Raw genomic sequence first — 22,889 nt, 5'->3', positions numbered from 1 at the left:
GGGCGTTTCCAGGTCCGTGAACAGCTCGACGACCACGGCGCCCAATACGTCCGCGATGTGAACGACCTTGTCGATCGCCACGCTGTGCTCTCGCCCTCGACCTCCACGCAGAAGGACCGGTCCAGCCCGGCCGCCGCAGCAACGGCCGTCTGGGCGCGTCGGACAAACGGCTGACGGCGTGGCATCATCCAATTGGTGACGTGCAAGATTCGCCTGTCCGCGGCTGGTGTTCACCTGTTTGACCGTGTCTCTGGTATGAACGTGCTGCTGGATGAGGTGTCTGTTCCCCCTGAGCAGTTCTCTCCTGCTCCCCGGTACCTGTCCGTCGCGCTGACCAACGCCTGTGAGCTCCGCTGCGCCTACTGCTACGCGCCCAAGCACGCCGCCGTGCTCGAAAGGGAGCGTGTGCTGGCGTGGGCAGTCGAACTTGATGCTGCCGGGTGCCTCGGTGTCGGCTTCGGCGGAGGGGAGCCGACGGCGTATCGAGGGTTTGCCCAGCTGTGTTCGGATATAGCTCAGTCCACGTCTATGGCGGTGACCTTCACAACTCACGGGCACCGGCTCACACCCGAACTTGTCGAATCCTTGCGCGGGGCCGTGCACTTCGTCCGCCTGTCAGTCGACGGGGTCGGAGCCACCTACGAGCGGCTCCGCGGCCGACCGTTCGCGGCCGTCGTCCAGTCGGCCGGGCTTCTCGGCACCCTTGCCCCGTTCGGCATCAACGCCGTCATCAATGCCGACACGGTCAGCGAACTAGATGACCTCGCCGAGTTCGCCGACAAGGTCGGCGCGTCCGAACTCCTGCTTCTGCCTGAGCAGCCGACCGCAGAAACTCCCGGAATCAGCGGCGCTGACTCGCAGCGCCTCGTCGAATGGGCCGCGATCGCCAGGACAAAAGTTCGGCTCGCGATCTCCCGGACCGGCCTCGAGGCCGCGCTGCCCACAACGGAGGTCATCCCAGGCGAACGCCCTCTCGACGCGCATATGCACATCGACGCGACCGGTATCCTGCGCCCTCACGCCTACGCGCCCACAGGTGTGTCGGTCGGAAGCCTCATCATGGAAGCCGCGCAGGCGTTGAGGGAGGCAGCATGAGGATCTGGAACGGCTACGGCTCGGAGCATTCGATGGACCTCGTTCTGATCGGTCGGTTCCAGACCGTCACCGGCGCCAAGGCGGCACAAGAACGCATGGAGGCATTGAAGGACCTCGCCGAGGCCGTGTGGTCCGACGACGACTGGCGGAGTCCCGACGAGCGGATGCCTCGTGAACTCGGCGAAGCACTCGCTGAGATGAAGCTGTACGACATGGGGCGGTACGACGTCGATGTCTTCGCACTCGATCACAGCGTGACCCGCACAGCGGAGACGGTCCGAATCTGGACCGATGAGTCCGACGTTCAGGGATTCCTGAAGGTGCTTCTCAACTACGGCGCAAAGGTCGAGGTCTACTCCCGCCATGAGTGGGACGAGGACACGATCACGGGGCCGGATACAAGCAACCGGAGCGACGGTGGATCTGACTGATCTGGCACGCCTGCCGGGCGCCGCCGACCAGAACTTCGAAGCGCTCACTAGGGCCATCGTGTCCCGCCGCTACAGCGCGCTGGGCACGATGCGGGAGCGCCGGAACCAGCCCGGCGTCGAGTTCTACCTGCGTGTGGACCACGCCGGTGGCCTGGGTGGGCCGGGACGGGTGTGGGGTTGGTCGTGCAAGTGGTTCATCCTCGGCGCTAAGAATCGCCTGACAGCGGGCCAGCGGGACCAGATCGAGGATTCGCTCTCCAAAGCAGTCAAGCACGTCGCCGGCCTGACCGACTTCGTGCTCTGCCTTCCACAGCGACCCGCGAAGAACGACGAGGAGTGGATCAGCGGGCTCGCTGTGCCGGGTATCAGTGTCCGTCTATGGTCCACCGAGGATTACGACGCCCAACTCGCCGGACACGATGAGCTCCGCTCCACATTCTTCGGCGAGCTCGCCCTCACCCCAGACGTGCTGGCGCAGGCTCACCAGCGATCTATCGCGCCGGTCGAGGCACGGTGGATGCCGCGGCTGCACACTTCGCATCACGTGGAGCACCGCATCGACCGGGCCTTGCTACGGCCGGCGTCGTTTGAGTGGCTGGAGCAGCGCACAGACGGCATCGCAGCCCGGATCCGGGCACTGCGCACAGCCCTCGACGGCCTTGACGCTACCTTCCGCCAAGGTTTCGTCGAGGCCGTTGACGACCTGGACCGATTCGTCGACGACCTGCGGGAGATCCTGGACGCCGGGAGCAGTCTCCGGCCCTGGGAAGTCCGCGAGCGCCTCGCCGAACTGCGGCCACCCGCTACCTCGCCCTGCACGCTGCGACGTCTGGTGCTCAGGCTTAGGCAGCGTCGCCGGCCCGAGGCGCTGCTTGTCACCGGCCTCGGTGCGGAGATCCGCGACATCATCCAGTGGCTGGACGATACGTGGACCGACGCCAAAGCTCCCTTGCTCGCTGTCATCGCCGCCGCAGGACAGGGCAAGACTCACCTCGCCGCGCACATGACCTCACCTACCGGCCAGCCCACGGCAGGAGTCTTCATTCAGGGCGGAAACCTTCGTGCCGGCAAGACCCTCGACGACCTCGCGCGCCGGATCCCCGGGCTGAAGATCGACCACTTCGAGGACCTCCTGGAAGCGCTCAACGCGGCCGGCAACCGCGCCGGATGCCGGATCCCGTTGATCATCGACGGCCTGAACGAAGCCGAGCGGCCCGCGGAATGGAGGCCACTGCTCGCGGCGTTGGCGCCAGCCTTGGGCAACTACCCCCACGTGGCGATCATCGTCACTCTCCGCGAACCACTCGCCGACCAGGTTCTCCCGAAGGACACGGTGTCCCTGCAACTGGCGTGGCAGCGCTCGGAAGTCGACGAGATCCTCCGCGTCTACTTCCGCCATTACCTGATCGACCCTGCCGACGCCTGGCTACCGATCGAAGAGTTTCACAATCCTCTGTTCGTCTACATGTACTGCGAGGCAGCGAACCACGACCGCCGAGCGTGGGTGGGCGTGGAGGCACTACCTCAGTCCCTCATCGGCGTCTTCGAGCTGTACCGCGAGGGCGTGATCGAACGGCTAGCCCAGGACCCGGCCCGCATCCCGGTGCCGGCCGACCAGATCCAGCAGCGCCTGGCCGCGATGGCGAGGCACCTGTGGACACACAACGTCCGTCGGCTTCCCTTCGACGAAGCGCGAAGAATTCTCGACACCGACCAGCCGAACTGGGACGAAAGCCTGCTCCGGAGGCTCGTGGACGAAGGAGTGATCTTCCGCGAGGAGATCAAGGGTTCCGACGACACTGAGTGCGGCTTCGTGTTTGACCGCCTCGCTGGGTACTTGATCGCCGACGCGATTCTGGCGCGCATTCCCCCCGCGGAAGTCGACGAACAGCTCGCGGAGGCGGCTCTCTGGCGGTCCCTCCTGGGCGACCAGGCGCATCCTCTCGGCGAAGACATCCTCATCGGCCTCATCGCGCTGTTGCCACGCCGCTTCACCCGGCACCACCTGTGGCGAGTCGCCCCGAACGAGCACCGTACGCTGGTGCTCGCCCAGGAACTCTCGACCGAGTCGGACTTCCTCGACAACGAGACCGTCGACGCGCTCGCAACCGCGTTCGTGACCGCGTCGCCCAGCAAGCGGAAGGGCCGACCGGCCTTCGGCCGTCTGTGGGAGTTTCGCAGGTCCGCCCCGCACCGCCTGAATGCCGTGTTCCTCGATCGCGTCCTACGCCAGCTGTCCCTTCCCGTACGTGACCTGCGTTGGGCCGAATGGGCTCGAGGCCAGGCTCCAGGACGACTGACAGCAGACCTGGAAAGCGCGATCCACAGGTGGTCCGGAAGCAGTAACCGCGCCACGAGCGACGATCTGGACGCGCAGGCTATCGCCTGGCTGCTGACTTCCACAGACACAAGCATGCGGGACCTGGCGACGAAAGCCCTCCAGCGCTACGGCCAGCCAGAACCCAAGCGGCTGTTCGGCCTCGCCGCCCGGATGCTCGACGTCAATGACCCCTACGTCTGCGAACGCATCGTCGCCGCAGCGTTCGGTGCCGCCAGCACCCACCAGATGCCCGATCCTGGCGGACCGCTCGAACGCGCCCTACGAGACTGGCTAATACAGCTGCGCGACCGCTTCTTAGAAGGCGGGACCACGCCCACCTCGCACGAGCAACTGCGCGGCTACGTACGGGCCACCTACGAATTCGCTAGCGCTCTTCACCCCGCTGCCGTCCCGGACGGTGTCGATGCCAGCGCGCCGAAGTTCGCCGCCGTTACATCCCCAGAGATGATGGAGGACAACGACCCCAACGCCGACGAATGCGACCGCACCTTCGGCTTTGACTTCGAGAACTACGTCATCGGGGCCGCTATCAACGGCAGGGACAACTACGACTTCGACCACGCCGACTACCGCAGGGCCCGCGCCGAGGTCATGGCTCGCATCTGGGAACTGGGCTGGCGAGAGAAGGACTTCGGCAGTGTCGACCAATCCATTGCCGCGAACGCCGAGCAGCCTTACGGCACCAAAAGGAGGGTAGAACGGTATGGTAAGAAGTACGGCTGGATCGCCTACCACGAAATGGTCGGCCGCCTCGTCGACGCCGACCGCACACCCGCCCCTTTCGGGGACGCAGGACGCTTGATGCCCGATATCGACCCGACCTTTCCCACCAGGCCCCCGATAGCACCCATGGCCCTTCCGCCGTGGGCTCCCGTGGAGCCGACCGACGACCAGACCTGGCTTACGTCAGGGACGGTGGCTGTCCCGGACCATCTGTGGTCACCCGAGGAGATCCACGGAGTGAACGGCGGCTGGCTTCTGGTCGAGGGATACCTGGACCACCGCCACGACGGACGGACGGTGTTCGGGTTCTTCCGTACCCTCCTGCTGAAGCCGCATGACGTGGAACCTGCTCGGCAGCTCGCCAGCGAGCGTCAGTACCCCGGAAACGATTTCTTTCCTCCGCTGCCGGCGGTCCGCGACGTGCTGGCCGGAGAGATGCCTTGGAACCCCCGCTTCGAGCAGACATTCGACGACGATGCCGCAGGTTTCTTCTCGCCTCGAGCGCTGCGCGGCGATTGGCAGGACGATGGCATCGAGTTCGTCCAGGTCGCAGTGGACTACTCCCCCAACAACAGTTCGGAGATCGGGCTCGGCGGGGCCTACGACGTGCCGTCATTCGAGTTCGCCTCCCGGTTCGGCCTCCGTCAATTGCCCGGCACCGTGGACCTCGTAAGCCTGGACGGCCGACGCGCCTCCGCAGTCTTCCGCGTGGACAAGCCCTGGAGCGGCCACTTGCTCTACCTGCGCCGCGATCTCGTCGAGAGCTTCGCCGGTGATCGCCGGATCATGCAAGTGGCCTGGGGCGAGCGAGAGGTTGCCGCCGACTGGCACTCTGTTCCTTCCTGGATGCGTGCGGTACACCGCAGCTACGCCAACGTATGGCGGCACATCCGACTGCTTGAGGTGGATTAGCGCAGTACAGTGAGCCGCCCCGGAAGATTCTATAGCACTACGTACGCGACTCGAGAAAATATCCGTCGATGCGCCGCCATGAAATCATGTCGGGGCGCGAGCGTGCGCTCGTGATCTAGCTAGTAGGCGCGAGGCCGATAGCGTGCAGAACTCTGATGAGTTCTGGATACCTGTATGAGCCACTCTTCTGGGCGGCGGCTTCGCATTTCGAGGCAAACTCTGCGAACAGCGGTCCGCGGCCGATGCCTAGATGTGACGTGGCTTGCAGGAGTTGGACGGCGAGGCCGGGCATGGCTTTTGCGTTGCGGCACTGGTCGTTGTCGTACCACGCATCGAGGGCTTCCTTCAGCGTCTCGCTTGAGAGAAACAGCGCGTGCTGCAATAGGATGTGGCCGACCTCCTCTCCGTTGCGCCAACTGAAGGCGCTCCGCAGATGCTGAATCACGTGGGGCACGAAGAATTCACTTGGCCTTAACGAGATAACTTGCAGTCGATGAATATCGGCCAGCTGCTCGAAACGGGCCGCCAGTCCGGGTAAATGGTTCCTCGCCAGCGAGCTGCCCACCAGCGCATATCGGAGCGCGGTTTCCGGTGGCAACGTACTCCACTCATCTACGGTGATGGGCACGTCGAGCAAAACGTGGAAGCGTTCAGTCAACGGCTGATCTACCGACGCCCAGAAGTAGTCGTCATCAACCATGCGTGCTAGAACACGTAGTTGGGTCGCAGCCTCGAGGATCTGGAGCCGTTCGCGCGCCTCGCCCACAGCATCGCGGACCGTATCGCGGGCTTTCTCTGCGAAGGCACGCAGCGCGATGGCCATGCGATCGGCGTGTGCGTCCGCCGGCATCCGGCCGTCCGGATCGATCTCGAGCATCGCCGCCTTCGCAGCCAGCCTGATGATGCTTCTGCGCGTGGCCGCTCGAACCCGATCATGAAATGCGGCGCGGATGTGCAGTGGGGACGGGGCGAACTGGGGGTCGCAGATGTAGTTCTGGAACTCCTCCAGCATTCTGCCGCCCTGTGTGGGGGGATGCACCAACAAGGAGGTGAGCGCGATCGCCAGGTGTCCGCGGGCGGCTTCCGGGCGCGGGCTGTAGACCTCTCCCCCGGAACGCAGCGACGGGTGCGCGCACAGGTGCCGATCCTCCCGGATGCGGTCTAGTTCACGCTTGCCGATGGTGTCGATCAACTCGAACTCCACGGCCTTGTCGACCAATGAGGCCTCAATCCTCTGCATCGCCCCCACACCAGCGGAGGTCAGGCCCTTGTCCTGCGCATCGGTGACCTGAGTACGGAACACCTGAGCGTTCTTATCACCCTCGTCGGCGAGCCGGATCAGCTTCACGATGATGTCTGCGCTCACGGCCGACCAGGTCGCCGCGATACTCGCGCGAATAGCGCCCGCGTTGTAACACCGCCACGCCTCTTCGGCCAGCGGCCGAATATCCGGACTCCAAACCTGCGCAACCAGCGTCTCCAGATCGACTGCCACGACACCCTTCCCGCCACCGCCGCCAGATAACTCAACCCTACGAGGTGCCCCGAGCCCGGCCGAGAAGGTGGTGTCGGCGCGGCGTGCGGGTGTTGCTGGTCGGGATGCGGCGTTCTTGTGGTGGAACATCGGCATGAGCCCCTTACCGGCCGATGGTCCCCCGGCTTCACCGCTGACGCCGGCGAGGCGATGCTCGAGCAAGCCGCCGAACTCGCCGACCTGCTGGCCGTCGCCGGTGTGTTCATCCCCAGCCCCGCTGGCCCACCGGGCGTGGACGCGGTCACGCTGATCCGGGCGTTCATCGTCGACAGCAGCGGCGAGGACCTCGCCCCGCTCACCACCCACCAGGCAGAAGACCTGCACGACACTCTCGCTGCCGCCGGGCTCTTCGGCGACGGAACGTTCACTCCGCTCCCCCTGACCGGCCAGCGTGACGATCGGCCGCAATCGCCGTAGTGGCGGAAACGCGGTCGCGGTGGTGCGTCGCGAAGTGGGGTTGACAGATGCCTGTACTCGGGCGTGAGCCAGACCCGATGGCCCTGATCGCCGAAGCGACGAACCTTGTTCAGCGCAGGGACCTCGGTGGCCGAGGCACCGCACGGCGGATGCCGCCGCGCCGCCACCTGAGCTCAGGCGGCGGTCTACGTCGGCGTGTTCGGGGCCAGGCGCAGACCACGCACACCTCGGACCACCGCGTGCCCAGGTGCTTTGATCGCGAGCCGCCACCGGCGATCATGTGCGGGACCGGCGTCGATGCTCGTCTGCCCGGCCGGAGTATCGATGAGGCAGCTCTCACCGGTATCAGCGACGCGATAGCCCCGGTGGCGGTACCACCGCAGGACCGGCATATCCCCCGCGTCGACCTTCGCGGCGAAGACCCGTACACCGTGCTCGGCGAGGTACCGCTCGGCATGATCGAGCAACGCCGAGCCCGCTCCGCTGCCACGGAAACTCTCCTCGACAGCCAGGATCTCGATCTCGACGACGGACCGGGCAAGCCAGGTCCTCTGCTCGCCGTGATGCGACAGGACGAAATCTACCGGCGTGCACGCGTACACCACACCGACCAGGCGATCGCCCGCCAACGCCCCGAAACACCAGCCCAGGCAACCAGGCAATCCTGGGAACTCGACCCGGCCACCACCCAGGTCGAGAGCCGCCTGCCACGCACCACCTTCCGCAGGGGCGAGCGCTGACGTCCCGGCAACGATCGCCAACGCCGCCGCTCCCTCACCAGCACGCAGCAACCGCACCTGTACGTCCGTCGCTGGTGCGTGGACGTCGAGCGACGAGCTCTGCTGAGACGAATCACTGGGGCGGGAGGACACAACAAGCTCCGATCGTTCACGGCGAGGCTAACGGGTCGCCTACAGGACCGAACCGACGTCTCCCTCCACACGCCACCAGTGCACTCCACGCTCACGCGCGCGACGTCCGGACTCCTCGACACGGCGCGGAAGCTGAAAGCGCCGGGCAGTACGCTGGCCCGCATGGTGGCAGCTGACCAGCCGGACGTTTCCGCGGGCGGACTACAACACCTGCTGGCGGTCCGGGCCGAACGCTTCGCGACGGAGCAGGCGGTCGACGGCCTCCGGCAGGCGATCAAACGTGGAGACACCGACCAGATCGCCGCCGGCGTGACGGGCGCGATCGACGCGGTACACCACCTCGCCACCATGGCCGCCGCATCACCCGACGACACGACCTCCACCCATCTGCGAGCTCAGCTGCACAGGTGCCAGACCTCCTTCCAGGAGGCATACCAGCAGGACGACACCGACGGCATCATCGGCCACGGCGAACTAGTCGGCGACGCGGTCATGAACTACGCGATCCTCCTAACCAACCTCTAACCGCGCCACGCGGCTCGCACCTGCCGACCGCGTCCCGCAGCACGTTCGGAGTCGACAGGCCGAGTTGACATTCGACCCGAACTCCCGATTTTCGCCACGACCACGGGCGGCCCACAGGCTGTATCAGCCCACCCACCCCGGAAGAGCACACATGCCTGACCACGACGAGCTTCCGCTCCACCACACCACCGAACCGTCCAACGAACCGTACGACCACCTCGGCATCCCCGTCATCCTCGAGGCTGTCGCCCTCGCAACCCACCTGATCACACGCGGCGTCGCCCTGACCACGGACCAGCTCGCAGTCGCCCTCTACCGGGTGCCCGGCGACGACATGCCTGTCCTGCTCGACGCCCTGCACCGACACCGGCTCATCACCGACCACGCCCTGAGCTGTTTCGTCGGCCCCGCGTGGTCACACGCCGAACGCCCCGACCTCACTCTCCCCCGCCACCGCTGGCGGGCGCTATTTACCGCCGCCGGCTACACCGAGGACGGGCGCCGTGTCCCCCGCCCCACCCAGCCCTTGCGGCTGTATCGCGGGTCGGTCGCCGACCGCCGAGACGACTGGTCCTGGACGGAATCCCGCCGCGTGGCCCGCACCTACGCCGCCGGCGGCTTCGGCGGCCGCCTGCCCGGCGCGATCTGGACAGCCCTCGTCGAACCCGGACGCCTGCAGGCCTGCAACACCGACCGCGACGAGGCCGAATTCGTCGTCGACACAGAAGGACTCGCGATCAGTCCGCTCTCCGGCGGAGCAGTCCTGATGGACACCTGCATGGCACCTCATCCCACGTCGTGACCGCGTGCGATGGGTACGCGGCCGAGGTCCACAGTGCCGCTCCCCGGCTCCGACGAACGCCTCGGAAAGGTACTGCGAGGTCCGGAGACTTTTTCTTGCAACCACGCGCGCTTGAGTGGCCGCACTATCCGCAAAAATGTGTTTCAACAAGACAATCGACGGTGCGACACCGGACGTGACACGTGACCCGGAAACGGCGATCAGCTCTACCGAGCATCCATCCGGGCTGTACGCCGACAAGAACTTCGCTGCTGTATAGTGGCTTCAGCCCTTCATGCACAACCTCGTCTCGAAGTAGCCTGGTCCCCACAGTCAACAATTGTTCTGCGATGGGAATACACGATGACCAACAGCCCCGACTGGCACGATGTCGACTTTGAGGCTCTCGATCTCGGCCCTTGGGAAATCGGAACCGGCAGTCAGCCGACACTCAGCGAAATCGCGTTGTTCATGACCTTGAACAAGGTCCCCCTTCCTCCGCGTGACTGACATCGTGTAGCAGTGGATCCTCGCTGGCTCGGTGGAACCTGTGACTGCGAGCCAGTCCCGAAGCCCTGTCTCGCCGGCGTCCATCACCCACGAGAAAGAGACGATGGCGCCGTTCCGGCCGTGGAGCAAACCCGCTACCGACTTGCTCGACGTCCTGCCCCGCACCAGTTCCGCATGGTCACGAGCTGACCTGTTTGTCGGGTTCACCTGGTCGTCGCCGAACGCCCCGACCGGGCTCTCACCCCTTCCCTGAGGCGATCGCTGGCGAACGCTGTTGACGGCCGCGACCGTCTTCCGGATGAGCGGTGCTGAGACGAGTGCCGCTCTCACGCGCCGCGCCAACCGAACAGGTTGCGCCGCGTCCCGTATTTCCCCATGTGCCCGCCGCCCAGTAGACTGCGCTGGCATAGGCTTCACCAGCAGCCCCGTCATCTCGGGCTGAGGATCGCAACGACAAACCGTGGCGCACTCTTGTGCGCTCGATGTCGTACCCGACCTCAGGAGAGCGGAGCTGAACGTGTCCACACCGGACGACCTCTACCAGCGAACCCTGGCCGACATTCCCGACGGCGCCTGCCGAATGCTCGTCGCCTACAGCCGCGCTCGCCTCACACATGTCGAACCGATCGCGCATCTGCTCGACCAGGACCGAGTCGTCGTGACCCACCACGCCGATGGTGGCGTGACGATCGTGTGGGATGCGTACAACGGCCACGTCGCGGCCGAGATGTTCAGGCTCACGATGAACATGGTCTTCACTGGAACCGATCTGCTGCGCGACCCGCCTGAGCAGTTCTACGCGCACCCGGACGGGTGGTGCCCCGCGTGCGCGGAGGCCGTTCTGGACGGCCCGCCCGTGTGGGGCATCTGGCTCTCCCAAGCCTGGGAACGCAGCCACGTGCGCGCCGAACTGCAGGCCGGCCAGCCGCGCACTGTGGCCCGGTTCGCCAACCGCGTTCTCGCCGGGCAGGTGATGCGCTCGTACCTCGCCGCGCTGCGCCGGGACCGGCAGCGGCGACGCCCAGCCCTGCCGGTGGAAATCCTCGCGCTGGACCGCGACCCGCGGCGGGCGCCACGATACCGGCCGGACTGGGTCAGCGAGGACTCCCAGCTATGGCTCTGGCACAAGGACCCCACCGCCTCCCCAGCCGCCCGGCGTCACGGCGGCTGGCCCGACGAGGTCTGGCAGTTCCCGCAGGACGGCCACGCCGCCGAGGCCGTCGGCCAGATAGTGGTCGTCACGGGCACGGAGTTCGCTGCCCGCGCCCGAGAGGAAGACCGCGACACGGAACGCCGCGGGCCGGCGCGACGGGAAACGCGGCGCACCGGCGAGCAGGTCACCACGCTCGATGGCTACACGATCGTGTGGCACCGCGAGCAGGACACCGACGTCGAGGGGTATCTCAAGTCGATCCTCGACCCCCGTTCCTCCGAGCCCGCGCGTCGGATACGCGCCGACGGCCACCAGGAACGACTCGACGGAGCGCCCCGGGGACTGACGGTGTACGGCACCAACCAATTCAACCGGCCAAGTTTCGCCGCCGCGGCGGCGATCACCCCGCAGTACGCCTACCTGCTCGACGGCATCAAGCAGTCTCGCGGCATCACCGTAGGCGGCTGAACCCCAGAATCTCAGCTTGCTACCCGTGGCTGTCGCACTCGCAGCGCATCGGTGTGGTCGTCCCATATCGGAGCTCGACGTGTTCGATCGACCGCTTGACCTGGCAGGGACCGACCCCAGCCACCGGATCCGTCAGGGCCGCGATCAGATCCACTTTATGGGGCGCGCGTTCCGCACGAGAGGTCCCGACGTGGCACTCACCGGAAGCCGCCTAATGGAGGGTCGCCCATTAGGCGGCCTGAGGAGCTCACCCCGGCGTCCGAGCTAGAGGTGCGCACCCCACCTCGCGGGCAATCTTGTTATGAAGAACGCAAACACTACGGTCGCGGCAACATTAGCCACAACCTCAATTGAAACATTAAAACCGGCCTAAGAATGATTACAGGTAAACTTACTTGTAAGGCCGTAGCGCTGAAGCAGAGTCGAATCTTGATCCATGCCGCGAGCAGGAATTGGGCCGTGAGCTGCGTTGCCTCGCGCAGATACCCATCCTTGCGCGTAGTGCGCAATTCGAGGCGGACCCACTGATCCTGCCTCTGGACACCTTCGCTAGGGTGCTCATCCATCGGCACATGCCGATTCAGTTGTGTGGATTCTAGCTTCCAGCGCGACCGGTTCCGGGGGAACCGGCCGCGAGGGCGGTTGCCGTGAAAACGGGATAACCGAAGGGAGCACGATGACACACGGTTCGGATGATGAGGATGCGAGGCGCCGAGATGGTGATCAGCACCCCACCAGGTGGCGAAAGCTCATCTGGTGGGGCCCCGCCATCATCCTGGCAAGTCAGCTGGTGACACTCGTTAACACACTGATCCAGCTGATAGGCCGCTGAGGTCGGGTGGTCGGTCGTTCGCGCGACCGACCACCTGACATGGTCACCCGAAAGGGTTTCCTGCTTTGCTGTTTTGACGCTCAGCAAGGCTGATGCTAGACCATTACCGACATGGGGTCTAACCGCGCCGGTTTGTTACCCCGCCGAGACATCAGCTGTATCAGTTACCACTGCTCTTCCGCCGCACGATGGCCCGCTTGCAGGATCGCCTCGCCGCGACCAGTCACGCCCGGGTGCGCCCCGGTGTTCGCCCACGCGTTCTGACTCGCCAACGGCAACCGCCGTTCCGCCGTACCCACGCCGTTCCAGGGGAACGCCCGCGTGAGTCGCGTGGTGGCGGCGGCCTGTAGCTGGCGCGTAGGAGCGTGCGCACGGTGAGAGTGATCGCCGGCATGACGTGGTGGTAACCGCGACCTCGGCGTGCTGCCGCGTTCGGAGTGGTCCGGTGTGAGCGTGTCCGGAAGAGAGTGGCGCTGGACCGGCAGGCTGCGTGGCCGTTTGTACCCAGAGAGCGTTCGGCCATGGCAGCACTGTGAAGACTCTCGTTGAGGTCCAGGCGGTGCGAGCAGCGGCCAGTTCGTCCGGCGGACAGGTGCTCGGTCCGGACGCGGCCACATCTTGTCGGGGATGTGCGTTAGCCTTTCCAGGATCGAGCGCTCCCCCGCATGTCGGGGTGGTCCCTGCGTATGCAGGGTTCGCGATCCAGCGCCCGCACGTACTGCGGGCGAGGATTCCAGGCCACGCGTCACCGCGATGGCCCACGTAGCGAGCCTGCATGTCGACGAGAGGGCGAGCCTATGCGGTGCAACAGTTTTCCCGACACTTGCCAGCGTTGCTGGCAGCACATCCCCGCCAACGAAGGCGTACTCGGGCGGCGAGGCGATCGGTGGACGGTCTCTCACGAGGGCGACTGCCCGCCCTATCCCGGCGGCTACACCGGCCCGACGTGGGTGATCGACGCCGGCGAGCCCGGCACCCGTGATCGCCAGCCCCGTCCGAGGTGGACGATCGGCGTGGTTCTGCGTGCGGACATTCCCGCCGTCGAGCATCCGGTCCCCGAGGACTCCCCCGGCCGCTGCGGCGAGCCAGGCGGCCGGTGGGTGTCGCTGATCGTCACCGTCCTGGCCGAGGCGCAGCCACGGTTCGTCCGCGACGAGGACGGCAACAGCCCCGACGTGCTGATCGGCGAGAATGGCTGGTGGTTCCGGGCGAAGGTGCGGCCCGCCACCGCCGCCGAGGCCGCTCCCCTGCTCGCCGAGGAGTCGGTCGTGGCCCGGCGCCGGGAGCTGGAACGCCGCCGGGTGGCCGAGTTCGCGTTCGGTTACAGCCTCGTCGACGATGGCGAGGTTCCCGACGAGCCGGACCTCTCGGGCGCGGTGGCGGTGCCGTTCGGGGCCGAGGCGCTGCGGCGGGGCTGGCCGGTGGACCGGCTGCTGGTCGACCAGGAGGCGGGCGTGGTGTGGTCGCTGACCTACAACCAGGCCGACGGTGAGGACTGGTCCCGCAACAACACCGGCCCGTACGTGGCGTGGCGGCAGCCGCTGACCCCGCGGCGGGCCGAGCTGATCCGCGACCTGCGCGAAGAGTATGAGCTGGACACGTGGACGTCGGAGCTGAGGATCGAGCCCGCCGCCGCGCGAGCACTGCTGCACGCCGGATGGGACTACGACCGCGCCCGGGTCCTAGCGTGCTTCGCGCTGTCCTCGAAGGCCGACGTCGCCGCCCTGCTGGCGCGGCCGCGCGAGGACTGGGAAGACGCGGGCTGGCTCAACACCGCCAGCGTGACGTACCGGTCGCCGAGGGTCCCGCCCGCCGACGCGTCCCGGCTCGCCGATGCCGGGATCAGCCACTCCGCGATGTGCGACCTGCGCACGGCCGGGCACGCCACCGTCGAGCAGCAGATCGCGGCCACCCCGCCCGACGTCCCGGACAGCCCGGGGCGCATCATCCTGCGCGCGCCGGACAGCGCGCCCCGGTCAGCCGTCAAGGTCACCAGCGATCCGGAGCTCGCGCGGCACTGGCTGAGCACCCGCCGGACCTACTGGTGGCCGGGGCGGTCGAGCACTCCCCCGGCGCCCGGCCCGTCCACGTGGTCCGGACCGCAGGACTGCGGGACAGCTGGTCACTGTGGGACGACGGGGCGCTGATGCGCGGCGCGGACTGGCTCCAGATCTACCGGCCGGATCGACGGGACTACTGGACCGCACCGGCCCCGACCGGGCTGCCGGACGCGGCCGTCCACGCCATCGGGCTGGTGGCCACGTGCAGCAACACCGCGTGCCGGGAGCCCGCGATCTGGCATCCGCTGCGCGACGCGACCAGCCACGCCGAGACGATCATCGAGCAGGACCAGCGCGACCGGATCTCATGGGGCAGCACGAAAACCCTGTACCGGCACGATTACACGCTGCCCGACGGCAGCGTGCGGAGCTTGTGGCAGCTCCACACCAGCGAGGGCGGCATGTCCTCCGGCGGTGACGGCGACTTCGACGAGCGCCATCAGCTCTTGCCCGCAGAGGCCCCCGCGCGCGCCGCCTACACGGAACACTCGCTCGGGTAACCCAGAACGCGCCCCGGTTTGCCGACGCGGGGGACACCTGGTGCTGCTGACGGCTCGCCATTGGCTGAGATGGCGGTGAGGCCTGATACTGGCGCGGGGAGGACCGATGGGCGGATTGTTCGGGCACTGGGGTGAACTGCCACATGGTTCGGTCGGCCAGCGGTCGAGCGTTGTCGTCCTGGCTATCGTGACGGGATGGCTGGAAGTTCTCGCTCCCGCAAAAAGTACAGCAAGAAGATGATCTTCGGCGGTTGGCGACACAAAGAGAAGATCGTCGAAACTTGGAAAGCGGTCGTGCTGCGGGTCGAGCACGACGACGGGCGCCAGGGCGTGCTCAAGGCGAACCTTGCAGACGGGACATTTATAACGAGGTTCCGGAACGAGATCCTGGGCATGCGGCAGATGTCCGAGGCCGGGATCGAGGGCGTGCTCCGCGTTCTTGATGCCGATTTTCAGGAGAATCTGATGTGGTTCGTCATGCCTGAGGCCACCCCACTGGCTCAGCACTTGGGAACGATGCCTTCACTGTGGACCGTTGTCACGGCTGTCGAGCAGGTCACCGCCACACTGCTTGCCGTGAAGTCCGAGCTTGGCGTCGCGCATCGCGACATCAAGCCCGACAACCTCTTCTTCCTCGACGGCCGGGCGCACGTTGGTGACTTCGGTCTCGGGGACTGGGCCCCGCGCGAGGACGACCTGACCAAGGAAGGCACGTCGGTGGGTCCGGCGCACTTCCTCGCTCCGGAGATGCGGGCCGTCACCCTCGCCGAGGATGCGCACTTGGCCGACGTCTGGGCACTGGCCAAGACGTTGTTCGTCCTGGCGCACCCGAACAAGGGCGTCTACCCGCCACCGGGAACCCACTACGTGCAGGGGCGGGAATTCGAGCTGTGGTCGGTGGGTGGCCACGCCGGAGAGTCCCTCGGCCCGGTCCTCGAGGCCGCAACCCGGTTCGACCCCCACGACCGGATCACTCTCGAAGATTTTCATGCCGAGTTGCAGGCATGGCTTGCCGGCAATCCCGAGAAGCCCCGGCCCTCTATACCTGCCGGACGCGGATTCGCGACCGTCGCGAGCACGCGGCTCAGTCGTCGGGCGGAGAACGCGCTGGTCGAGGAGGCCGCACGACGCCTGGTGAACGACGGTGCCCGCGCTTGTGCCGAACTTCTCCCCGGTGACCGGCACGCGTGGATCGCCGGCAAAAGCAACCCTGGCGACGTGCCGGTTTTGCTGGCCCCGGACGAGTACTTTCCCCGGGCGAGCGAGGACGAGTTCGCGATCGATACCTACGTCGACGCCGCGACCCAAGCAGGACAGGATCTGCGCGCGGTGGTCGCGATCGGGCTCGTCAACGACCGCGGCTACCTCGTGCTCGAAGTACGCGCACCCTCCCCCACCGGCGATCGGCTGGTGTGGGGTGAATGCGACGAAGTCAACCCGCGCATGCCGAGCGCGCAGGAAGCCCTGCGCGATCTCGTGGCAAACATGGCCCGCGCTGTGACGACTGCTGACAACCCACACTGACACTCGGCACCAGGGCCTCGGTCGGTGCGGGCGCCCGCGCCTGGTCCTGCTCAGGTCCTCCGCCTATATGCCCGTCCGGGGGCGATCGGGTCGATGCCGAGGTACTCGATCCGGGCGTGGTCGCGCTCGCGGTCAATGGCCGCGTCCGGGTGGCGTAGCCGAAGTTCGAGGGCGGGCGGGTTGTTGAGGTAGACCGCGCGGGGACAGCCGTCGAGGTGGGGGCAGGTATCGATGGTCATGTTACAGCCCCAGCAGAGCAGGCCGCGGCACACCCCGCTGAAGTGATCATGGTCGGCCACCACGCCGATGGTCCGATGGCATGCCTGGCACAGCGGCCCGGCGTGGTCGATCAGCCGTCGGCGGAGCCGACCTAACCGGTCATCCCCGTTGTAGGGCGGCCACACGTTCCGGCCGCCGACGAAGGTGCACCGTCGCGAGGGCGCGACGGTGCGCGGGTCGACTGGATCGCCGATCAGGCCTGCTAACCATGACACCCGGTGTTCGGTGAGCGGGCGACGCCGCTGGTGTTCGGGCGCGGTTTTCGGGGCGAACATGCGGTAGATGGTTCCGTCGGTCCACCACGAGCAGACGCGTTCGTGCGGGATCCGCCCGCCGTGGCGTTCGCGGTCCTCGGCGGCGAACCGCCGCTCCAGTCGATCCGCCTGCGCGAGCAGCTGTTTGCCCAAAAGTTCGCGCGCGGTGTCATCAAGAGGCCTGGCGTCGCGGCTGCGGCCGCCCAGCGCGGCGTAGATCTCGGCCTGGTAGCCGATCTCGGTGCACAGGGCGCGCTCGTCGCGAAAGAGATGGTGCCTGCCGTCGTCGCCGAGTACCGCTGTCAGCTGTCCCGCGGGCGGGCGCCAGTCCGGGTCTATACAGGTGCCGCCGACACTCGCCCGGACATAGTCGTCGACACCGTCGTAATCCAGCTCCAGAGCAAGCCGCCACAGCAGTCTTTCGCGGCGATGGTCCGGCCAGGCATCCAGCCCGGCGGCGGGCGGGGTGTGCGAGGTGTTCACGAGAGGCCGGTTCCTCCATCCGTGACGGTGTTCGTCTCGATGAGGAGTCGATAGCGTCTCCGACTCACCCACGAAGTGCCAAGGCCTTCGACCCCATGGTGCGCTCGCGCACCGCAACCGGTGAGCTGGGCGTCCTCACATGCCCCGAAGGAAATGGGTCGGCGACGTGAGCGCGGCTACGCCGGATTCGTCGAGGAGGGCTCTATCGTGGCGTGGTGAACAAGGCGATGGTGCGGCTGGGGCCAGTCGAGATTCCGGATGTGGCGGTCCTGTTCGCCGGTCCCGGCATGGGGATGCAGCGTCGGTATGACCCCGGCTGGGGAGCGCTGATCGAGGTCGCCGGCGTAGTCCGGATGTTGGAGGCGATCGCCGCGGGCGAAGTGTCCGCCGACCGCGCGCGGCAGGCACTCGTGGGTCTCGCCGAACGCTCAGAACAGGCGTGGCTCGCGGATTCGGAATCCGATTTCGCCGCGGTGCCGACGTCGAGTTCGATCCGGTGCACCGGCGACTGCCCGGACTGTGAAGCCGCGCGGCCCGAGTTCGACGCGCACAACGCCGAGATCCAGCGACGAGTCGACCGTGCCCGGCACCTGGATCGATACCCGTTCGCTGTCTCGAAATCGTCGATCCACACTTCCTCGTGCAACATGGCGCGGCAAGGCCTCACCGGCAGTCCCCACGGGCGGACGAGGACACGGGACTGCTGTACCGGCACGAATTACACAGCTTCGTGCACGGGTTTCAGGGCGACAGGACCCTCCCCTGTCTTCTGGTCACCGATGACGAGTTGGCGCGATGGCGTGCGGAACGGACCGGTCCTGAAGGCGGCCTCCGGTATCGCCTGTGCAAGATGTGCGACCCGCAGGTTTCCCTGGCGTAGCACCAGGTCGAGCAGACCGACCAGCTCGCTGAGGCGGCACGATGTCGTCGGCCAGGCGCCCCGATCGCCAGTCACGGTCAGGCGCCGACACCAGCGGGACGGGTTTCTGCGGAGCTGGTAACGTCCCGTGGCACGGGCTTCTCCGAGACCCAGCGATGACGTGCCACAGGTCGTTCCCGGCGGTGGCGCCGAGCCGAAGCCGGCCCACAGGGCAGCACGGACTACCGACGATCATCGCGTGACGCAGTTTCGTTGCACGCCTGAGCCTGACGTCGGTCGCTGCCGGGACGACCGCACGGTCAGGAGCCTGCTGTGCCGACTGCTTTGCACCGCCGCGACCAGATCCGCCGCCGCCGCGCACTCACCATGGAAAACCACCAGCGCGCCGCGGTCGAGTACCAGCAGCACGGCCTGTTGCCGAGCACCCGGCCGATCAATATGGGGACGCCACAGCGCATGCTGGAGTACGACGTCCTGATGTGCTTGGGCCGGGGCAGCGTGGCCGCCGGGACGACGTGGCCGCCGGGGACCGTGCTGGGGATCCGGTCCGTCACCCCGCGCACCACGGAACTGCGGATCGACGTCCACCCCGACGCGATGATCGCCTTTCTGCACTCCGTCCTGCCGGTCATCCGGTATGCCGACGTCGGGACTCGCCGCGCGGTGGCACGCGACAACGGCGGCAACCGCCTCTCCCCTCTCCCCTCGTGGATCGGGCGGGACGCGGCAGTCGCGCTCGGCGTCCCGTATATGCGGGCGCGGATCACCGCGCGCGGGTTGGAGCTGTACCGGCTGTACGACGATCCCGATGTCCCCGGTCGGATCGTGCTCACCGGAATCACCGAAGCGACCTGGCCTCGGATCTGCGAGCGGCTGCGTGCGATTTACGGGGAGAACGAGGATCCGGTCTGGTGGGACCTGCCCGAACCTGTCGGTCTGGAGATCCGCCGCTACGGATTCGGCAACGAGGCCAAGGACCGTGGCCGCTTCAACACCCAGTCGAGCAATCTGCTCCGCCGCATCGGTCTGCTGCGCGAGCATCGCCCGCGCGCGATCGCGGTCGACACCGGTGACTTCAGCGCCACTGGGCCGGTGTTCGACACACCAGGCTGGCCTGCTCGCCGTCCCGGCCTGCTCGCCGTGCGGCTGGCAGCGGAGACTGCCGGCGCGGGCGGTGATCCCGGACCGATCGCCTGGCTACCGGCGGCCGAACTCGACGATCCGGCCCAGCCCGAGCTTGTCGCCCTTCGCTCGCGCTCCACTGTGGACCGCGGGTTCTCCGACGACGAATTGTTCGAGCGCTACATGCCCGAACGCTTCTCCCGACGTGTGACACCGTCGTGACACCGTGCACGCTGGCGGCGCCTGACGAGCGCTCGGAGCACGTTCTCCGTCAGGGCTGGTGGTTCGCGGTGCACTTAGGAGAGCCGGGCGCTGTACCGGCGTTCACGACCGGCCGCGGTGATGACCGCGACGGCCGCGTCCACACTGACCAGCGTGGGGTAGGGCACTCTGTCGACGTCGGCCCGCCACGCGGCCAAGAGTCCGTGACCGGGTCCTGATGATCCCTCATCCGAACCTCACTCCCACGTTCGCGCTTCCGTGTAGGTCGCGGGAACCCTCCCCTCGTTACCCGGACCAAGCAGCGCACGGTTCCACGTCACGGAGCGCTTTTCCTCGATCGCGCCAGGTCATGGCATGTCGGTTGTGGACGGTCGGGAGGCGAGACGCGGGGGTCCGGGGGACGATGGGCTGGCGGCGGGTGCGCCTCGTCGCCGAGCCGACGGGAGGTGCCGAGGATGGCGCGCAGACCCCGCAGCGACGCTTCCCGGGTTCCCGCGTGGATCGAGCCGATGCTGGCCACATCGGACCGCGGGCGGCTGCGGGCGGGCCCGGACTGGGCGTACGAATACAAGCTCGACGGCTACCGTGCCTGCATGCAGGTCGCGCCGGACGGCACTACTCGGCTGACCAGCCGCAACGGTATCGACTTCACCGATGAGTTCGCCGAGCTCGCCGGAGTGCTGGCGCCGGCGTTGGATGGGCGGGCCGCGGTGCTGGATGGGGAGATCGTCGTCTACGACGAGGGCGGGCAGATCGACTTCGGGTTATTGCAGGAGCGCCGCGGCCGCTACCAGACCCATCGCGCCTCCCGTCGCCGTGACGAGCCCTTCGAGGATCTTTCGGTGCGGTTCTTGGCGTTCGACCTGCTGCAGCTCGGTGAGGAGTCGCTGCTGCGGGCGCCGTACGACGAACGCCGGCGGCGGCTGGTCGAGGTGCCGATGCCGGATCCGTACCGGGTCGCGGTCGTGCGGGGCTTCACCTTCACCGAGCTGGACGCCGACCGGCAGACCACCGCCCACCTGCTCGCCCACGTCGCCGCAGCAGGACACGAAGGGCTCGTCGCGAAACACCGCCGCGCGCTCTACACCCCGGGCAGCGCACCGATGCCGGGATGAAACACCCGCTCACCCAGACGATCGAGGTGATCGTGTGCGGGTGGCGGCCCGGGAAGGGCCGCTTCACCGGCACGGTGGGCGGCCTCCTGCTCGGCGCCCACGACCAGGACAACGGGGAGCTGCGGTACATCGGCGACGTGGGCACCGGGTTCAGCAATGCCGAGCGCGCCCGCCTCCATACCCGCCTCGAGGCGCTGTCCCGACCGGAACACCCGTTCGCGGTCGATCCGCCCCAGGCGGACGTCGCCGGCGCACAGTGGGTGGAGCCGGTCCTGGTCGGCGAGGTCGAGTTCCGGCAAGTCACCCGCGCCAGCGGACGCCTGCGCCACACGGCCTGGCGCGGACTGCGGGAGGACAAGGAACCCCACGACGTCCTCGCGCCCCGAGCAGACCGCGAGCCCGTGGCCGCCTCTCCCCCGGCCGAGCCCGCCGCGACGACCAGGCCGCGCCCGCACGAGCCGGACGAGCCGCCCAGGCCGCTCGGACCGAAGATCACGGTGCAGGCCGGCGCCCGGCAGCTCACCCTGTCCAACTTGGACAAACCGTTGTACCCGGACGGGTTCACCAAGGGCGAGGTCATCAACTACTACTCCCACATCGCCCCCGTGCTGCTCCCCCACCTCGCCGGGCGGCCCATCACCGTGATCCGCTTCCCCGACGGTGTCGGCGGCGAGCAGTTCTTCGAGAAAAACGTGCCGCGCGGCGCCCCCGACTGGCTCCCCACGGTTCGGCTGCCGAGTACCAGCAGCCGCAGCCGCCACGGTGAACGCGGCGAGCCGATCGAGTACCCGCTGATCGACGAGCTGGCCGGACTGGTGTGGGCGGCGAACAACGCTTCCCTGGAGATCCACGTCCCCCAGTACACCGTCGACCCGGGCCCTCCCCCGGTCTGCCGGGCACCGGACCGGCTGGTGTTCGACCTCGACCCTGGCCCCGGAACGTCCATCGTGGACTGCTGTCGCGTCGCGGTACGACTTCAGGAGGTGCTGGCCGCCGACGGGCTGAGGCCGTTCGCGAAAACGTCGGGGTCGAAGGGCATGCAGCTGTACTGCGCGATCGACACCAACGACCCGGCCGCGCCCTCGGCCTATGCGAAACGGCTGGCTCAGCGCCTGGCCCGGGAAACACCTGATCGGGTCACGGCTGTGATGGCCAAAGCCCAGCGCAGCGGGCGAGTGTTCATCGACTGGTCGCAGAACAACATCGCCAAGACCACCATCGCGCCATACTCGCTGCGCGGCCGCGACCGGCCGACCGTCTCCACCCCGATCACCTGGGACGAGGTACGCGCCTGCCGCCGGCCCACGCAGCTCGCGTTCACCGCCGACGATGTCCTCGACCGCGTCACCGAACACGGCGACCTGCTCGCCGACTTGGACGGCACCCGCGCGCCACTCCCCGCCAGCTGAGGACAGAGAACTCGGGTGGGTTGCGGCCGGGATGTTGATGTTCATCTGATCGGCGCGGTGGGTAGTCGGGGAGTGAAACCGTGTCGGCGGACGAGAGGAGCGCCCCGTGAAAGGCGACGTCGAGACCTACCACCAGGACGGCGAGTGGAAGAACAAGATCGAAGGCGAGACAGAGCCGCTCGGCACCGGCTACGCCACCAAAGCCGACGCCGTCGCCGAGGGCAGGAAGCTGGCCATCGAACGCAAGGTCGAGCACTTCATCCGGAACCTGGACGGCACGATCGGCGAACGCAACACCTACACCGGCCACGACCCCCGCAACATCCCCGGCTGACACGCGCGGCATTGCGTGGGCTGGTCATCCGGCGTCGAGCAGGGCCGGGAGTTCGGAGGGCAGGAGCTCGTCGCGGCAGGGCGGAGGCCAGCTTGGTCAACTAGTGGCGTTCT

The 22,889-nt window shown here is 67.3% G+C and carries 17 protein-coding genes and 1 pseudogene; 14 read left to right on the top strand and 4 right to left on the bottom strand.

Going from position 1 to position 22,889, the window contains the following annotated elements; translation table 11 throughout:
* Positions 1 to 255 precede the first annotated feature (255 nt).
* The 3 genes from ED92_RS10840 to ED92_RS10830 are packed head-to-tail and all read left to right on the top strand — an operon-like array spanning position 256 to position 5,502.
* Positions 256 to 1,095, top strand: coding sequence for a radical SAM protein (locus ED92_RS10840; protein WP_063777576.1), 840 nt, complete (start codon positions 256 to 258; stop codon positions 1,093 to 1,095).
* The gene (locus ED92_RS10835) at positions 1,092 to 1,526 is read left to right on the top strand and encodes a DUF6375 family protein (protein WP_037336554.1); all 435 of its coding nucleotides are present in this window, start codon (positions 1,092 to 1,094) and stop codon (positions 1,524 to 1,526) included. Before ED92_RS10840 ends, ED92_RS10835 begins: the two co-directional genes overlap by 4 nt.
* Positions 1,513 to 5,502, top strand: coding sequence for an NACHT domain-containing NTPase (locus tag ED92_RS10830; RefSeq protein ID WP_037336552.1), 3,990 nt, complete (start codon positions 1,513 to 1,515; stop codon positions 5,500 to 5,502). Before ED92_RS10835 ends, ED92_RS10830 begins: the two co-directional genes overlap by 14 nt.
* 115 nt (positions 5,503 to 5,617) lie before the next feature.
* On the opposite strand, the gene ED92_RS10825 is transcribed toward ED92_RS10830, so the two are convergent.
* A complete protein-coding gene (locus ED92_RS10825; protein WP_037336550.1) occupies positions 5,618 to 6,997 on the bottom strand; it encodes a hypothetical protein in 1,380 nt (459 codons plus the stop codon).
* 189 nt (positions 6,998 to 7,186) lie between these two features.
* Between ED92_RS10825 and ED92_RS10820 the strand changes: the two genes are divergently transcribed.
* On the top strand, positions 7,187 to 7,453 hold the full coding sequence (locus ED92_RS10820) for a hypothetical protein (RefSeq protein ID WP_037336549.1): 267 nt from the start codon (positions 7,187 to 7,189) through the stop codon (positions 7,451 to 7,453).
* Positions 7,454 to 7,638: 185 nt separating this feature from the next.
* On the opposite strand, the gene ED92_RS10815 is transcribed toward ED92_RS10820, so the two are convergent.
* Positions 7,639 to 8,055 (bottom strand): N-acetyltransferase, encoded by a 417-nt coding sequence (locus tag ED92_RS10815; protein WP_235213318.1) that lies wholly within the window; start codon positions 8,053 to 8,055, stop codon positions 7,639 to 7,641.
* 348 nt (positions 8,056 to 8,403) lie between these two features.
* Here ED92_RS10815 and ED92_RS10810 point away from each other — a divergent pair, with 348 nt between their 5' ends.
* The 7 genes from ED92_RS10810 (at position 8,404) to ED92_RS10785 (ending at position 16,678) form a co-directional block, all read left to right on the top strand.
* The gene (locus ED92_RS10810) at positions 8,404 to 8,850 is read left to right on the top strand and encodes a hypothetical protein (protein WP_037336545.1); all 447 of its coding nucleotides are present in this window, start codon (positions 8,404 to 8,406) and stop codon (positions 8,848 to 8,850) included.
* A 151-nt stretch (positions 8,851 to 9,001) separates the two neighbouring features.
* Positions 9,002 to 9,652, top strand: coding sequence for a hypothetical protein (locus ED92_RS10805; protein ID WP_037336543.1), 651 nt, complete (start codon positions 9,002 to 9,004; stop codon positions 9,650 to 9,652).
* A 342-nt stretch (positions 9,653 to 9,994) separates the two neighbouring features.
* A complete protein-coding gene (locus ED92_RS42725) occupies positions 9,995 to 10,141 on the top strand; it encodes a hypothetical protein (protein ID WP_161791095.1) in 147 nt (48 codons plus the stop codon).
* A 517-nt stretch (positions 10,142 to 10,658) separates the two neighbouring features.
* Positions 10,659 to 11,762: a hypothetical protein gene (locus ED92_RS10800; protein ID WP_037336541.1), complete on the top strand. Its 1,104-nt coding sequence runs from the start codon at positions 10,659 to 10,661 to the stop codon at positions 11,760 to 11,762.
* Between the two features lie 1,629 nt (positions 11,763 to 13,391).
* Entirely contained in the window at positions 13,392 to 14,741 is a 1,350-nt protein-coding gene (locus tag ED92_RS41330) for a hypothetical protein (RefSeq protein ID WP_052120462.1), read from the top strand.
* Positions 14,741 to 15,154, top strand: a complete 414-nt coding sequence (locus ED92_RS10790) for a hypothetical protein (RefSeq protein WP_161791094.1) — start codon at positions 14,741 to 14,743, stop codon at positions 15,152 to 15,154. Before ED92_RS41330 ends, ED92_RS10790 begins: the two co-directional genes overlap by 1 nt.
* Before the next feature lie 195 nt (positions 15,155 to 15,349).
* Complete coding sequence (locus ED92_RS10785) at positions 15,350 to 16,678, top strand: protein kinase (protein ID WP_081975762.1); 1,329 nt, start codon at positions 15,350 to 15,352, stop codon at positions 16,676 to 16,678.
* A gap of 50 nt (positions 16,679 to 16,728) precedes the next feature.
* On the opposite strand, the gene ED92_RS10780 is transcribed toward ED92_RS10785, so the two are convergent.
* On the bottom strand, positions 16,729 to 17,694 hold the full coding sequence (locus ED92_RS10780) for an endonuclease domain-containing protein (protein ID WP_037336535.1): 966 nt from the start codon (positions 17,692 to 17,694) through the stop codon (positions 16,729 to 16,731).
* A 1,192-nt stretch (positions 17,695 to 18,886) separates the two neighbouring features.
* On the opposite strand from ED92_RS10780, the gene ED92_RS10770 reads away from it, so the two are divergent.
* Positions 18,887 to 19,918, top strand: coding sequence for a hypothetical protein (locus ED92_RS10770; RefSeq protein WP_152610907.1), 1,032 nt, complete (start codon positions 18,887 to 18,889; stop codon positions 19,916 to 19,918).
* 74 nt (positions 19,919 to 19,992) lie between these two features.
* Here ED92_RS10770 and ED92_RS43640 read toward each other — a convergent pair whose 3' ends face one another.
* The gene (locus ED92_RS43640) at positions 19,993 to 20,115 is read right to left on the bottom strand and encodes a hypothetical protein (RefSeq protein ID WP_255355315.1); all 123 of its coding nucleotides are present in this window, start codon (positions 20,113 to 20,115) and stop codon (positions 19,993 to 19,995) included.
* A 258-nt stretch (positions 20,116 to 20,373) separates the two neighbouring features.
* On the opposite strand from ED92_RS43640, the pseudogene ligD reads away from it, so the two are divergent.
* Both ligD and ED92_RS10755 read left to right on the top strand, forming a co-directional pair.
* A pseudogene (gene ligD, locus ED92_RS41845) lies at positions 20,374 to 22,442 on the top strand (DNA ligase D).
* A 106-nt stretch (positions 22,443 to 22,548) separates the two neighbouring features.
* On the top strand, positions 22,549 to 22,776 hold the full coding sequence (locus tag ED92_RS10755) for a DUF2188 domain-containing protein (protein ID WP_037336530.1): 228 nt from the start codon (positions 22,549 to 22,551) through the stop codon (positions 22,774 to 22,776).
* The last annotated feature ends 113 nt before the right edge of the window (positions 22,777 to 22,889 follow it).

Origin of the sequence: Amycolatopsis sp. MJM2582 (assembly GCF_000754115.1) — a bacterium.
Lineage (GTDB): Bacteria > Actinomycetota > Actinomycetes > Mycobacteriales > Pseudonocardiaceae > Amycolatopsis > Amycolatopsis japonica.
This window is presented reverse-complemented; position numbering and strand designations above follow the sequence as displayed.

Bases quoted from the DNA above. Each gene is read 5' to 3' on its own strand.
- ED92_RS10840 (WP_063777576.1), top strand. From the start codon at position 256: ATGAACGTGCTGCTGGATGAGGTGTCTGTTCCCCCTGAGCAGTTCTCT.
- ED92_RS10835 (WP_037336554.1), top strand. From the start codon at position 1,092: ATGAGGATCTGGAACGGCTACGGCTCGGAGCATTCGATGGACCTCGTT.
- ED92_RS10820 (WP_037336549.1), top strand. From the start codon at position 7,187: ATGCTCGAGCAAGCCGCCGAACTCGCCGACCTGCTGGCCGTCGCCGGT.
- ED92_RS10805 (WP_037336543.1), top strand. From the start codon at position 9,002: ATGCCTGACCACGACGAGCTTCCGCTCCACCACACCACCGAACCGTCC.
- ED92_RS42725 (WP_161791095.1), top strand. From the start codon at position 9,995: ATGACCAACAGCCCCGACTGGCACGATGTCGACTTTGAGGCTCTCGAT.
- ED92_RS41330 (WP_052120462.1), top strand. From the start codon at position 13,392: ATGCGGTGCAACAGTTTTCCCGACACTTGCCAGCGTTGCTGGCAGCAC.
- ED92_RS10790 (WP_161791094.1), top strand. From the start codon at position 14,741: ATGCGCGGCGCGGACTGGCTCCAGATCTACCGGCCGGATCGACGGGAC.
- ED92_RS10785 (WP_081975762.1), top strand. From the start codon at position 15,350: ATGGCTGGAAGTTCTCGCTCCCGCAAAAAGTACAGCAAGAAGATGATC.